The 12,928-nt window shown below is 68.2% G+C and carries 13 protein-coding genes; 6 read left to right on the forward strand and 7 right to left on the reverse strand.

Going from position 1 to position 12,928, the window contains the following annotated elements:
- Window positions 1-2: 2 nt before the first annotated feature.
- Window positions 3-1,214: a glutaminase A gene (gene glsA, locus G328_RS0110820; protein WP_019619373.1), complete on the reverse strand. Its 1,212-nt coding sequence runs from the start codon at window positions 1,212-1,214 to the stop codon at window positions 3-5.
- A gap of 19 nt (window positions 1,215-1,233) precedes the next feature.
- Window positions 1,234-1,878: a ferritin-like fold-containing protein gene (locus tag G328_RS0110825; RefSeq protein ID WP_019619374.1), complete on the reverse strand. Its 645-nt coding sequence runs from the start codon at window positions 1,876-1,878 to the stop codon at window positions 1,234-1,236.
- 130 nt (window positions 1,879-2,008) lie between these two features.
- On the opposite strand from G328_RS0110825, the gene G328_RS0110830 reads away from it, so the two are divergent.
- Entirely contained in the window at window positions 2,009-3,409 is a 1,401-nt protein-coding gene (locus tag G328_RS0110830) for a DEAD/DEAH box helicase (protein WP_019619375.1), read from the forward strand.
- Window positions 3,410-3,424: 15 nt separating this feature from the next.
- Here G328_RS0110830 and G328_RS0110835 read toward each other — a convergent pair whose 3' ends face one another.
- A complete protein-coding gene (locus tag G328_RS0110835; RefSeq protein WP_019619376.1) occupies window positions 3,425-4,306 on the reverse strand; it encodes a PHP domain-containing protein in 882 nt (293 codons plus the stop codon).
- A gap of 67 nt (window positions 4,307-4,373) precedes the next feature.
- On the opposite strand from G328_RS0110835, the gene G328_RS0110840 reads away from it, so the two are divergent.
- Both G328_RS0110840 and G328_RS15170 read left to right on the forward strand, forming a co-directional pair.
- Entirely contained in the window at window positions 4,374-5,408 is a 1,035-nt protein-coding gene (locus G328_RS0110840) for an endonuclease/exonuclease/phosphatase family protein (RefSeq protein WP_019619377.1), read from the forward strand.
- Between the two features lie 49 nt (window positions 5,409-5,457).
- The gene (locus tag G328_RS15170; RefSeq protein WP_019619378.1) at window positions 5,458-6,888 is read left to right on the forward strand and encodes an aminopeptidase P family protein; all 1,431 of its coding nucleotides are present in this window, start codon (window positions 5,458-5,460) and stop codon (window positions 6,886-6,888) included.
- Between the two features lie 90 nt (window positions 6,889-6,978).
- Here the strand turns inward: G328_RS15170 and G328_RS0110850 are convergent, their stop codons facing one another.
- The 3 genes from G328_RS0110850 to G328_RS15985 form a co-directional block, all read right to left on the reverse strand.
- Complete coding sequence (locus G328_RS0110850) at window positions 6,979-7,941, reverse strand: permease prefix domain 1-containing protein (RefSeq protein ID WP_019619379.1); 963 nt, start codon at window positions 7,939-7,941, stop codon at window positions 6,979-6,981.
- A gap of 2 nt (window positions 7,942-7,943) precedes the next feature.
- Window positions 7,944-8,306, reverse strand: coding sequence for a PadR family transcriptional regulator (locus G328_RS0110855; protein WP_019619380.1), 363 nt, complete (start codon window positions 8,304-8,306; stop codon window positions 7,944-7,946).
- 160 nt (window positions 8,307-8,466) lie between these two features.
- Entirely contained in the window at window positions 8,467-9,204 is a 738-nt protein-coding gene (locus G328_RS15985) for a YflT domain-containing protein (protein ID WP_019619381.1), read from the reverse strand.
- A 104-nt stretch (window positions 9,205-9,308) separates the two neighbouring features.
- On the opposite strand from G328_RS15985, the gene G328_RS0110865 reads away from it, so the two are divergent.
- The 3 genes from G328_RS0110865 to G328_RS0110875 are packed head-to-tail and all read left to right on the forward strand — an operon-like array spanning window position 9,309 to window position 12,403.
- A complete protein-coding gene (locus tag G328_RS0110865; RefSeq protein ID WP_019619382.1) occupies window positions 9,309-10,643 on the forward strand; it encodes a magnesium transporter MgtE N-terminal domain-containing protein in 1,335 nt (444 codons plus the stop codon).
- Entirely contained in the window at window positions 10,636-11,274 is a 639-nt protein-coding gene (locus G328_RS16390) for a DUF1003 domain-containing protein (RefSeq protein WP_019619383.1), read from the forward strand. Before G328_RS0110865 ends, G328_RS16390 begins: the two co-directional genes overlap by 8 nt.
- Window positions 11,267-12,403 (forward strand): P-loop NTPase, encoded by a 1,137-nt coding sequence (locus G328_RS0110875; RefSeq protein ID WP_026339827.1) that lies wholly within the window; start codon window positions 11,267-11,269, stop codon window positions 12,401-12,403. The genes G328_RS16390 and G328_RS0110875 overlap by 8 nt, the downstream gene beginning before the upstream one ends.
- 93 nt (window positions 12,404-12,496) lie before the next feature.
- On the opposite strand, the gene G328_RS0110880 is transcribed toward G328_RS0110875, so the two are convergent.
- Entirely contained in the window at window positions 12,497-12,916 is a 420-nt protein-coding gene (locus G328_RS0110880; RefSeq protein WP_019619385.1) for a twin-arginine translocase TatA/TatE family subunit, read from the reverse strand.
- Window positions 12,917-12,928 lie beyond the last annotated feature (12 nt).

Raw genomic sequence — 12,928 nt, forward strand, 5'->3', positions numbered from 1 at the left:
GCTCACCGCTGCTGCAGCACATCCTTCGGGTCGTGTAGGTCGACCCGGTGGCCGTCGAGGCCGAGTCGCCGCACACCTTCCGTGAGCATGCGCAGCCCGACCCCATCGGCCGACGACACCCGGGAGAGGTCGATCACGACGTCGCGCCCGTCAACCGGGATGTCCTCGAAGGTGCGCAGCGCGCGCTCGGTCTGCGCAAATCGCAGGGCCCCCTGCAGCGCGACGAGCACGTGCTCGCCCCTCGAATCGTCGGCGAGCCGGAAGGTATGCACGACGCCATCGCCGGCCGGCGGCACCCCCATGATGTGCATACCCATGTCGCGGCTCAGCCGTTCGAAGAGCCGCACGCCGCGCACCGAGTTCCCGAAGCGGTCGAGCCTGGGCGAGAACGTTGCAGCGCCGACCTGCCCCGGCAGCACGCCGAAGATGCCACCGCCGACACCCGACTTCGCTGGGATTCCGACGTCGGTCATCCAGTCGCCAGAGGCGTTATACATCCCGCAGGTACTCATGACCGACAGCACGCGCTGCGCGGTCTCTTCGCTCACGACACGCTCACCCGTGATGGGGTTCACCCCACCCGAGCCAAGCGTCATCCCCATGACGCTGAGATCCCGGGCCGTGACCCGAATCGCGCACTGCCGCGTGTATCCAGCGACAACCTCGCTCGGCTCGAGCGTGAAGTGACCGGTCGAGCGCACGAGGTACGCGAGCGACATATTGCGGTACGAGGTCGCGATCTCGGAGTGGTAGACGTCCGCATCAACCTCGAGCTCGCGGCCCGCAAACGCCGACATGCCGGCGCGGACATGCTCGAAGCGCTCGGCGGCCGACCAGTCGTCGGGGGTTGTGAGTGCGTAGGTCGTGATCGCGCCGATGTTGATCATCGGGTTGTCGGGGCGGCCGTCGAGCTCGTCGACGCTCGCCGAGTTGAACGGGTCACCACTCGGCTCGACGTTCACGTGTTCTTCAACGCCCGCGGCGCCCCGCTGCTCCACCGCGAGGGCGTACGCGAACGGCTTCGATGCCGACTGAATCGAGAACTCGACGTCGGCATCGCCCGAGGCGTACTGCGTGCCGTCGGGGGTACAGATCGCGATGCCGAACTGGTCGGGGTCGACCTCCGCGAGCTCCGGAATGTAGTCGGCGACCGCGCCGCCATCGGCGCAGTCGAGCATTGCCTCTTCGAGGTAGTCGGGCAGTGGAGTTTTCATGCGCGCCGCGGCCCCAGGGTCACGCGGCGAGCGCGAGGCTGTTCATGCGGCGGGAGTGGTTCGCGAACAGCGCCGCGGCGAACCGTTCGGCGTCGGGCTCGGCGCCCTCGGCAACCGTGTCGGCGCTCGCGCCCTCGGGAATCCCGGCAAGGCTCCGCGTCCACAGCACCGCGTCGCCCGCGATGCGCCGGCCCCACATGGCGAGGCGGTCATCAATGTGCTTGTCGCGCTCGAACAGGGCCCGCAAGAGGTTCACGATTTCGTCGTGCCAGCCCGACCAGTCGAGGTCACCTTCAAGGTCGACGACCGGGTCACGCAGCTCACCGTAGGCGACGAGTGCGTCGCGCACGACCCCATCGGCGAGGTAGAGCGACAGCAGCTGTTCGTACGGCGTGCGACCGCTCACGCGGGCCCACAGGGCGTCGAGGTGCGTCGTCGCCTCGTCGGTTTCGTCGTCGCCGGCCTCGGGCAGCGCCGCGAGCACGGCACGAATGTCCTCGCCCTCCGCCGTTGCGTCGAGCTCGCTCGCGAGGTCGGTGAGGGATGCGCGGGCCCGGCGAATCGTGCCGGCGGCGATGCCGCGAAGCAGCTCCGGCGCGGGCGCTAGAGCGGCAAACGCGTTCGGCTCGGCGGCCGCATTCTGGTTCTCGTCGTCAGTGCTCACCGCGAAATCATCTCACGACGCGACTGCGAAAACTGTGGCCAGAGTAGGCTGGTCGGCGGTGCTGCAGACGGCACCCGAGCGCCCTGGAGAATTCGGGCGCCCACGCATCCCAGCTGAATAGGGCTTTTTAGTGAAGTTTTCTGAACTCGGAGTCGCGCCCGATCTCGCCGCGACACTCGCCGACCACGGCATCACCGACGCGTTCCCCATCCAGGAGCAGACGATTCCCCTCGCGCTGCGGGGCCAGGACATCATCGGCCAGGCGAAAACCGGTACGGGCAAGACCCTCGGCTTTGGCCTGCCCCTCCTGCAGCGCCTCGGCGAGAACCCCGAACCGGGCATCCAGGCCCTCGTCGTCGCCCCGACGCGCGAGCTCGCGATGCAGGTGTTCGAGGATCTCGACCGCGCCGCCACGAATCGCGCGACGGTCGTCGTGCCGATCTACGGCGGCAAGGCCTACGAGGGCCAGATCGACCAGATCAAGGAGGGCGCACAGGTCGTCGTCGCGACCCCCGGCCGCCTGATCGACCTCATGAATCAGCGCATCATCTCGCTCCGCAACGTGCGCGAGATCGTGCTCGACGAGGCCGACAAGATGCTCGACCTCGGGTTCCTCCCCGACATCGAGAAGATCTTCGCCGCGGTGCCGCAGGTTCGCCACACGATGCTGTTCTCGGCGACGATGCCGGGGCCGATCCTCAACCTCGCCCGCCGCTTCATGACGCAGCCGGTGCACATCCGCGTCACCGACCCCGACGAGGGCGTGCTGCAGAAAAACATTCGGCACATTGTGTACCGCGCGCACCCGCTCGACAAAGACGAGATGATCGCGCGCATGCTCCAGGCAAACGGCCGGGGCAAGACCGTCATCTTCATGCGCACGAAGCGCGCCGCGGCGAAGCTGCTCGAAGAGCTCCGCGACCGCGGCTTCGAGGCCGCCGCGGTGCACGGCGACATGAACCAGGAGCAGCGCGAACGCTCCATGGCGCAGTTCAAGGGCGACAAGAAAGACGTGCTCATCGCGACCGACGTCGCCGCTCGCGGCATCGACGTCGACGACGTCACGCACGTCATCAACCACACGATTCCCGAAGACGAGAAGGCCTACCTGCACCGCGTGGGTCGCACCGGCCGCGCGGGACGCACCGGTATCGCCGTGACGTTTGTCGACTGGGACGACCTGCACCGCTGGTCGCTCATCTCGAAGGCGCTCGAGCTCGGCGAAGACGAGCCGCGCGAGACCTACTCGTCGAGCCCCCACCTGTACGAAGAGCTCGACATTCCCGAGGGGACGAAGGGCCGTCTCCCCGGCGCCTCGACGCGCGGCAAAGACACGCCGCCCAAGGAGGCGACTCGCTCGCGCTCCCGTTCGCGGTCGCGCAAGCGCACCTCGGGTGACGCCCCGAAGTCGGGCGACTCGGGCTCCGGCGAGGGCTCGAACGCCGAGGGCGGTTCAACCTCCTCGTCGAGCCGCCGTCGCCGCCGTCGCCGCAAGACCTCGGGCGACTCGGCAGCGCCTGCCGCCGAATAGTTCGGCTCGACGCCGCTAGCCGCGAGGCTTCGGATACACGGGCTCGGTGCCCGTCGCACGCGCGATGATCTTCGCGAGTTCGGCGGGCGCCGTCGTGTTTTCCCCGAGCTCGTTCGGCTTTCCGGCGCCGTGGTAATCGCTCGAGCCGGTCACGATGAGGTCGTGCTTGCGGGCATAGCCGCGCAGGAGCGACCGGGCGACGTCATCGTTCTCCCGGTGCGCGATCTCGACCCCGTCGAGACCCGCCTCGACGAGTTTCAGGAAGTTGCCGTCGCTGATCGCCCGCCGTCCGCGGCTCCCGCCGTGCGCGAGCACCGCGACTCCCCCGGCGGCGTGAATTAGCCGAATCGCCTCGGTCGGGTGCGGCGCGCGGTGCGGCTGGTAGTAGCCGCCTCGCCAGTGCAGGATGGTGGCAAAGGCCTCCCCGCGATCGGCGACGAGCCCCTTCCTGGTGAGCGCGTCGGCGATGTGCGGCCGCCCGATCGTCGCGCCCTCCTGCGCCTCGGCGAGCACGTCGTCCCACCGCAGCGGGAAGTCAGCACCGATCGCCTCAACCATGCGCTCGGCGCGCGTGAGGCGGTCGTTACGAATGCGGTCGAGCTCGCTCGCGAACTCCTCGTTGTACCGGTCGGGCAGGTAGCCGAGGATATGCACCGACGCGTACTCGATCTGCGTCGAGAACTCGATGCCGCGGATCAGGGTGAGGCCGAGCTCGCGGGCCCGCGTGCTCGCCGCATCCCACCCCGCCATTGTGTCGTGATCGGTGAGCGCGACCGTGCCGAGGCCCGCAGCCGCCGCATCCGCCATGACCTGGGCGGGCGAGTCGGTGCCGTCGGACTCGTTCGAGTGCAGGTGCAGGTCGATCGGAAGCTCGGCGTCGAAACGGTTCGTGGTCATGCTTCATGGTAGGCCGCGGCGGCGACGCCGAGTTGCACCCACATTCACGCAGTAGCCTGGTGCCGACATGTCGAAACGCAAACGGATCTCGCCCGCCTGGGGCATCATCGGCGGCCTGCTCGCGGTCGCCGTACTCGCCTGTGGCGGCCTGCTCATTTGGCCGCAGGCCGTCGGCCTGCAGCGCACCCTCCCCTTCACGCAGCTTGTGTCGTTCCGGCTCGTCGGGCTGCTCTGCCTCGCCGCGGCGCTCGTGCTAGTACTTATTCTCCTACTCGTGTCGCGGCAGGCTCGCGCGCTGTTCGGCGCGACGGCGATCGTGTTGACGGCACTGCTCGTCGCCGGCAGCGGGATTTATCTCGTGCGCGGCGTCGCGACCGTGGTGCCCGCCTCGAATGCTGACGACGCGATCCGGGTGCTGTCGTGGAACACGCTCGGGAACGAGCCCGGTTCACCGACCATCGCGCAGCTCGCGATCGAGCACGAGGCCGACGTCGTCATGCTGCCCGAGACGACCGAGGAGATGGGCATCGAGATCGCGGGGCTCATGTCGGAGCAGGGACGCCCAATGTGGGTGCTCTCGAACACCGGTGCGCCCGGCTACGCGGCGGCCGAGACGACACTGCTCATCTCGGCCGATCTGGGTGAGTACGAGCTGAACACCGAGCTCGGCGACACCTCGGCGCTCGCCACCGTCATTGCCGAACCGGTCGACGGCGACGGGCCGCGGCTCATCGCCGCGCATCCGATCGCCCCGACGCCGTCGAACATGGATAAGTGGCGCAGCGACCTCGAGTGGCTCTCGACCGTTTGCGACGGCAACACGATCCTCGCGGGCGACCTCAACGCGACGCTCGACCACCTCTGGGGCCTCGGCACCGTCGACGGCGCCCAACTCGGCGAATGCCTCGACGCCGCACAGCAGGCCGGCGCAGCGTCGTCGGGCACGTGGACGAGCGGCCGGCCGACGACCCTCGTGCCCGCGATCGATCACGTCATGGCGACCTCGCAGTGGGAGGTCACGGGCTTCGAGGTCATCACCTCGGCAGACCGTGCCGGGAGCGATCACCGCCCCGTCTTCGCCGAGCTGACGCCCGCGTCGTAGCCGCGCCGCTCCCGACGTCCCGCCGAGATTTCGGTGGGATGATGGAGAAATGAGCGAGACAGCAACCAATAAGTCTGACCAGCGCGCGCCGGAACGGGAGACCCCCGACAACGCGGCGAAGAACGCGAATCGCAGCACGACCCCCGCGTCAAACTACTTCCGCGAGTTTCTCTCGCAGGGGTGGGATGTGCGGCACGACGAGCCGGTCGAGGAGGCCGAGGTCGCGAGCTACGCTCGCGCGCGTCGCGCGGCAATCTCGGCGCTCCACACGGGCGAACGGCTCGTGATCGCCGCGGGCGACACGAAGGTTCGGTCAAACGACGACGACTACCCCTATCGGGCTCACTCGGCGTTCGCCCACCTCACGGGGTGGGGTTCGTCGACCGTGCCCGGCTCGCTCCTCGTGTTCGAGCCGGCGGCCGACGGCCACGACGTCACCCTCTACTTCCGCAAGACCGCGGGCCACGACACCGACGAGTTCTACGCGAACTCGGCGATCGGCGAGTTCTGGACCGGCCCGCGCCCCACGCTCGAGCAGGTGAGCGTCGAGCTCGGCATCGCGACGCGCGACCTCACCGAGTTCGAGTCGCGCCGGGGCGACCTCACCGAGACCGACCCGCAACTCGCGCAGGAACTCAGCGAGCTTCGACTCGTGAAGGATACGTGGGAGGTCGACGAGCTGCGTCGGGCGGTTGCAGCAACGTCGAACGGATTCGACGATATCCTCGCGCATCTCGACCGCGCCAGCGCGCATCCTCGTGGCGAGCGCGTCGTTGAGGGTGCGTTCCACGCCCGCGCACGCCTCGAGGGCAATCACGTCGGCTACTCCACGATCGCGGCGTCGGGCCCGCACGCCTGCTACCTGCACTGGTCGACAAACGACGGCCCCGTGCTCCCAGGCGACCTGATTCTCGTCGACGCCGGCGTCGAGGTCGACTCGTACTACACGGCCGACATCACCCGTACCGTGCCGATCAGCGGCACGTTCACGCCCGTGCAGCGCCGCGTCTACGAGGCCGTGCTGCGCGCCGCCGACGAGGCATTCGCGATAGTACGACCCGGTATCACGTTCCGCACCGTGCACGAGACGGCACTCGCTTCGATCGCGCGCTCCCTTGACGAGTGGGGCGGCATTCTGCCGATGTCGCTCGAAGAGGCGCTGAAGCCCGAGCACCAGCCGCACCGGCGGTACATGGTGCACGGCACGAGCCACCACCTCGGCCTCGACGTGCACGACTGCGCACAGGCACGACGCGAGATGTACCTCGACGGCGTGCTCGAGCCCGGCATGGTGTTCACGATCGAACCGGGGCTCTACTTCCACCCGGGCGACCTCACCGTGCCCGAGGAACTGCGCGGCATCGGCGTGCGGATCGAAGACGACATCGTCGTCACCGACACGGGCGCCGAGAACCTTTCGGCGGGCATCCCCCGCTCGGTGGCCGACGTCGAGGCCTGGCTCGCCAACCGCCCCTCCTAAGAAAAACACCAGTTCAGTGGTCGATTTTTGCTGTTTTGCGGCCGCAAAACAGCAAAGATCGACCACTGAACTGAGAGTGGATGGGCAGGGTTAGCGGGCGTCGTTCGTGTTGCGGATGCTGTTGACCAGCACCGAGACGAAGGCGAACAGCACGCCCGCGACCGGCCAGATAATCCAGCTGCGCCCCCAGGCATCCCAGCCGAAGCTCCACACGAGGAACACCGCGACGGTGAGGAGCCAGTAGGGCCCCGCGATTCGACCGATGATGCTGTTCGAGCGCTCCTGCTCGGGGCTGACCGGCGCAAACTCCCCGGCACCGAGCAGGCGGTCGAGCGAGGCACGGTGCACACCGGCGTGCACGAGCAGCGGCACACCCAACGCGACGCCGACGAACACGGTGGCCGCGCTGTAGCTCTCAACCCCGAGGCCCGAGAGAATCGGCGTCGCCGCAACCCCGAGAATGATCAGGATGACGCCCGCGGCAATCTGGAGGGCGAACCCGAGCTGGCCCCCATCGCGGCGGTGTTGCAGCTCGCGCTCGTAGTCGTCCGCGATCCGCACGCGCTTTTTCTCGAGCTCGCGAAATCGGTTCCCCGTAAACCCGCCGAGGATGAAGAAGCCGACGGCGACCGCGACAGTCACAAGGAAGATGCCGCCCGTGAGCCCGTCGGGCGCGAGGTCGCCCTCGTTCAGCAGGATCGTCGCGATGAGTCCGAGCATGATCACGACGATGCCGCCGCCGATCAGGAGCGCCATCGTCGTTCGGTCGCCGAGGAATCGCTCCCCGGCCTCGCGGCTCACGAACAGCGATTCGTCTGGGTCGTCGGCGCGATCGACCTGCTCCCGAATGCCGAGGTCGTCGGCGAGGTCGTCGAGGTTGCCAAACTGCGAGATCACGCGGCCGACGGCCTCGTGCTCGCTCACACCTTCGGCGAGGAGCTCCTGGTAGCGATCGAGACTCATCTGCTCGAGCTCGCCCCGGGCCCGCATCACCTCAGCAGTGCGCGGCAGTCCTCGGAACATGTGGTCGAGGTAGGTGGTGATGGCGTCCATGATTAGGCTCCCTGTTCCTGTGTGGACATGCGGTCATGCGGCAGGTCGTGAATGAAGCGGCGAATGAGGTCGACGGTGCGGTACCACTCGTCAACCTTCGCGCGGTAGTGGGCGACGCCCGCGTCGGTGAGGCGGTAGTAGGTGCGCGCCCGGCCGTGGGTCTGCCCACCTTTGAACGACGTGATGAGTTCGTTCTTCTCGAGTCGGCGCAGCGCCGAGTAGAGCGTGGTTTCTTTCAGCTCGTACTCCCCCTGCGCGAGCAGCTCGATGCGACGCGAGATCGCGTACCCGTACGACGGCTCTTCGAGCAGTGCCTCAAGCACGAGCACGTCGACGTAGCCGCGAATAACATCTGCGCTGATCATGCTGGCTCCTATGTCTGACGTAGTAGTTACCCTGTCACACGTACTACGTCAGGTCAAGTAATTCTTCAACGCCTCGCAACTTCTCCCCGGAAACGGCAGGTGCGCCGGCGGGAACTCGTGGTCCCACCGGCGCACCGTCTTGCCTCGCGTGCCGCGCCCGCTATGACTCGGGGCTCGCGTCGCCGCGCTCCTCGCGGCGACGCAGCTCGTCTTGCATCTCGCCGTACGTCTTCGGCGGACCCGCCGGTGCCGTTGGCGCCGGTGTCGCAGCTTCGCCTGCCCCCTGCGCGGTCGGCGTCGGGGCCTGCCCCGACGCACCAGCCTGCGGTTCGCCCGACGGCGGCACCGCGTGGCCGAACGGATGCTGTGGCACCTGCGAGGCGTGCGCCTGACCGTCGTGCAGGTGGTTGCCCGCGGCGCCCGCGCCCCGAAGGATCTCGGCGGCCTGACGCGCGATTTCGTTCGGCACGACGAGATCGAACCGCCCCGCAGTGAGCTGCATCGCTGAGGTGAATTCGCGCTTGTTCCGCGTGAACGTGTACACGACGAGCGACCAGATCACACCGAACGCGATCGAGAGCAGGAACACCCCGACGATCACGAGGAAGTCACTGATCGGGTTGACGATCATCCACATGAGCGACATGAAGAGGCCGATCATGACGCCGGTCATGACGCCGTTCAGCGCGGCGCGGCCAGCGCTCATCCGCCCCGTCACCCGCTCGACCGAGCGCAGGTCACTGCCGACGACCGAGATCTGGTTCACCGAGAACCCCTCGTTCGCGACGAGCGCGTCGACGGCGGCTTTCGCCTGCTCGTACGTCGAGTACGACCCAACGGACGTGCCCTGCGGGAGGGTGGGGAACTGTGAGCCGAGGCCGACGCCGGGAGATGTCATACCCGAATTATCGCGCCTCACCAGGTTAAGTTGCTGAGGGCGGCACTACGATTGGGCGAGTGAGTGCTTCGAAGGTTTTTGTTGCTCGCCTGGCCAATACTTCGGTGTTCGATCCGAATGGTGACCGGGTGGGCCGACTTCGCGATGTCATCGTGAACTACCGTTCGGAGCACGCCCCGCACGTCAATGGGTTGCTCGTCGAGCAGTCGGGCTCGCGCCGTCTCGTGTTTGTGCCGATGCAGCACGTCGTCGCGATCGGCTCGGCGCAGCTCATCGTCGAGTGGGATGAGATCGATCAGCGCACGTTCGAGCAGCGCGGCGAAGAGGTGCGCGTGCTCTCCGACCTGCTCGACCGCACGGGCGTGCTCGCGGACAAGCGCGTGCGCGCGACGATCGAAGACGTCGCGATCGAGGAGGACGACGCGGGCGACTGGTCGATCGGTGAGCTCTACCTGCGGCTCCCCCGCACCTCAAAGTTCACGTTCGGGAAGGCGCCGACGCGCCGCGCGACCTGGGACGAGCTCGAGCTCGACCTCGAGCCGGGCGAGGGCGCGCAGGCGACACAGTTTCTCACCGCGCACTCCGAAATGGAACCGAGCGACCTCGCGGATGCGCTGCTTGAGCTCCCGGAGGATCGTCGCCTCGCAGTGGTCGAAGAGATGCCCGACGAGCGCCTCGCCGACGTGCTCGAGGAAATGCACGAAGACGATCAGCTCGTGATCATTGAGCACTTCCCGCAGGAACGCGCGGCTGACGTGCTCGACCAGATGCAGCCCGACGACGCGGCCGACCTCATCGGTCGCCTCGACTCCGCGAAGTCGGCGGCCCTGCTCGAACTCATGGAGCCCGAAGAGGCCGAGGACGTGCGGATGCTCCTCGAGTTCGAGCCGAACACGGCGGGTGGCCTCATGACGACCGACCCGATCATCGTGTCGGCCGACGCGACGATCGCCGAGGCGCTCGTGCTCATTCGCCGCGCCGAAATCGCGCCCGCGCTCGCCACCGCCGTCTTCGTTACTGCCTCGCCGTACGAACCGCCGACCGGACGCTATCTCGGGCTCGTGCACTTCCAGCGGCTATTGCGCTACCCGCCGCACGAGCGCGTCGGTTCGATCCTCGACAACCGTGTCGAACCCGCGCACACGTCGACCCGAGACATCGATGTCGTGCGCTCACTCGCCCGCTACGACCTCGTGATTCTGCCCGTCGTTGACGACGATGACCGCCTCGTCGGTGTCATCACGGTCGATGACGTGCTCGACCACATCCTGCCCGACGACTGGCGCGCATCCGCCGCCGCCGACGAGCAGCGCGAGGTGGGGCCGATCACGTCGGCAATCACCCTGCCGACCCACCAGACGAATCCGACCCCGGTCGCCACCGAGGTGCGCAAGCGCCACGGCGGCACCGGCCGACCGCCGGGAGGTGACCGTGGCTGAAATCGACCGGAATGACGCGCTCCTGAGTCTTCCCAAGAGCGAGAAACCGTCGCGTCGCCGCTCCCCGAAGTCGAAGTCGCCGCGCGATCGCGGCGAGGCGAAAGACCAGCGGCAGGGCGACCTGCTCGGCCGAGTCATGGAAGCGATCGCCCGAGGGATGGGAACGCCCGCGTTCCTCATCATTCTCACGGTGTTCGTGGGCGCCTGGATTTCCTGGAACTCGCTCGCTCCTGAGGCCTGGCGCTTCGACTCGGCGGCGCTCGGCTTCATCGCCCTCACGCTCGCGCTCTCTCTGCAGGCCTCGTACGCGGCCCCCATGCTGCTGCTCGCACAGAACCGGCAGGATGACCGCGACCGCGTGCAGATCGAGCAGGACCGCCAGCGTGCCGAGCGCAACACCGCGGACCTCGAGTACCTGACCCGCGAGGTGGTCGCGCTTCGGATGCTCGTGAACGAGCTCGCGTCGAAGGACTTCATTCGCGCCGAGATTCGTGCACTGCTCGAAGACATCGAGGAGCTCGGTGACGTCGATGACATCGTCGAGCCGGGCGCAGGTTCCGCCAATGGGTCGGCGGCGACGGGCCGCGCGGCGACCGCGCCCGGCACCCGACCGTCGCCGCGTGATGACTAACCAAGCCTCCGAGACCGACCGGGTCGCGCGCATCCGTGCCGCGCTCGGCGAGGTCATCGATCCCGAACTGCGTCGGCCGCTCACCGAGCTCGACATGATTGGCGAGGTCACCGCCCCCGTCGGCGGCACCGCGACCGTCGAGCTGCGGCTCACGATCGTCGGTTGTCCCGCGGCAAGCCGCATCGAGCGCGAGGCTCGCGAGGCGATCGAGGGCGCGCTCGGCGACGAGCCGTACGACCTCAGCGTCGGCGTCATGACCCGCGAGCAGCGGGATGCGCTCACCCAGCGCCTGCGCGGCTCGCGACCCAAGACGCATCCGTTCGGCCCCGAGTCACTCACCCGCGTCATCGCCGTGACGAGTGGTAAGGGCGGCGTCGGCAAGTCGACGGTGACGGCAAACCTCGCGGCGGCGATGGCGGCCGACGGGCTCGCGGTCGGCGTCGTTGACGCCGACGTGTTCGGATTCTCGATTCCCGGGTTGCTCGGCATGCCCCCGGGCACCCAGCCGACGCAGGTCGGCGAACTCATGCTGCCGCCGGTCGCGCACGACGTGAAGGCGGTCTCGATCGGGATGTTCCTTCAGAATCCCGACGAGATCGTCGCCTGGCGCGGGCCGATGCTGCACCGCACACTCGAGCAGTTCCTGCGCGACGTGTTTTTCGGAGACCTCGACGTGCTGCTGCTCGATCTACCGCCAGGCACGGGCGACGTCGCGATCTCGCTCGGGCAGCTACTGCCCGGCAGCGAGGTGCTCGTCGTCACGACCCCGCAGCCCGCCGCGGCCGAGGTCGCGTGGCGGTCGGGGGCACTTGCGACCAAGACTGGGCAGCGGGTCGTCGGCGTCATCGAGACGCTCTCGCCGGCAGTCGGCCCCGACGGCGCGACGCTCGACCTGTTTGGTTCGGGCGGCGGCGAGCAGGTTGCCGAGCGGCTCCACGCGCCCCTCCTCGCGCAGGTGCCGATCTCGGGCGCGCTGCGTGCCGACGGTGACGCCGGCACCCCCGTCGTGCTCGCGCATCCCGACGATGCCGCCGCGATCGCCCTGCGCGATGCGGCACGAGCCCTGTCGCGGCGACCCCGCGGCCTCGCGGGTCGGTCACTCGGCCTTCGCCCCACATCCGCGAACTGACGGCAATTCGCGGCATTTCCGCTGGAAATGCCGCGAATTGCCGTCGGCTCGTGATGGAGTCCGCGACGATCTTCGCCCGGATGCCCGCCGCGGCTAGGTCGCTTCGTTATCGAAGGGCGCCTGGCCGGGCACGAGTTGCTCGGCCCCCGCGGAGCCCGTCATCGAGTTCGCCCAGGCCGGTTTGGAGTCGGTCGCCGGCTCCCCTGACTTCGTGGCGCCCGCAACCGCGGTCGCCGTCGCGCCGCCCACGGCGGCCGTGCCGGCGTCGTTCCAGGCGTCGCGCACGATACGGCGCGGGTCGTACTGGCGCGGGTCGAGCTTGCGCCAGTCTTCCTTGGTGAAGTCCTCACCGAGCTCGCTCGACACGCGTTCCTTCGTGTCATCGACCCAGTGACGGGCGCGCTTGACGAGGCCGGCGGCGCTCTCGGCAATCTTCGGCAGGCGGTCGGGGCCGAAAATGAACATGGCGATGATCCCGATCACGAGAATCTTCTCGAAAGTCAGTCCGCCCATACGCTTCAGGGT

The organism is [Zimmermannella] faecalis ATCC 13722, assembly GCF_000381765.1.
Taxonomy (GTDB): Bacteria; Actinomycetota; Actinomycetes; order Actinomycetales; family Microbacteriaceae; genus Gulosibacter; species Gulosibacter faecalis.

What these genes read in the sequence shown, in the direction of transcription:
- glsA (WP_019619373.1), bottom strand. Translation starts at nt 1,214, where the DNA reads ATGAAAACTCCACTGCCCGACTACCTCGAAGAGGCAATGCTCGACTGC.
- G328_RS0110835 (WP_019619376.1), bottom strand. Translation starts at nt 4,306, where the DNA reads ATGACCACGAACCGTTTCGACGCCGAGCTTCCGATCGACCTGCACCTG.
- G328_RS0110840 (WP_019619377.1), top strand. Translation starts at nt 4,374, where the DNA reads ATGTCGAAACGCAAACGGATCTCGCCCGCCTGGGGCATCATCGGCGGC.
- G328_RS15170 (WP_019619378.1), top strand. Translation starts at nt 5,458, where the DNA reads ATGAGCGAGACAGCAACCAATAAGTCTGACCAGCGCGCGCCGGAACGG.
- G328_RS0110850 (WP_019619379.1), bottom strand. Translation starts at nt 7,941, where the DNA reads ATGGACGCCATCACCACCTACCTCGACCACATGTTCCGAGGACTGCCG.
- G328_RS0110855 (WP_019619380.1), bottom strand. Translation starts at nt 8,306, where the DNA reads ATGATCAGCGCAGATGTTATTCGCGGCTACGTCGACGTGCTCGTGCTT.
- G328_RS15985 (WP_019619381.1), bottom strand. Translation starts at nt 9,204, where the DNA reads ATGACATCTCCCGGCGTCGGCCTCGGCTCACAGTTCCCCACCCTCCCG.
- G328_RS0110875 (WP_026339827.1), top strand. Translation starts at nt 11,267, where the DNA reads ATGACTAACCAAGCCTCCGAGACCGACCGGGTCGCGCGCATCCGTGCC.
- G328_RS0110880 (WP_019619385.1), bottom strand. Translation starts at nt 12,916, where the DNA reads ATGGGCGGACTGACTTTCGAGAAGATTCTCGTGATCGGGATCATCGCC.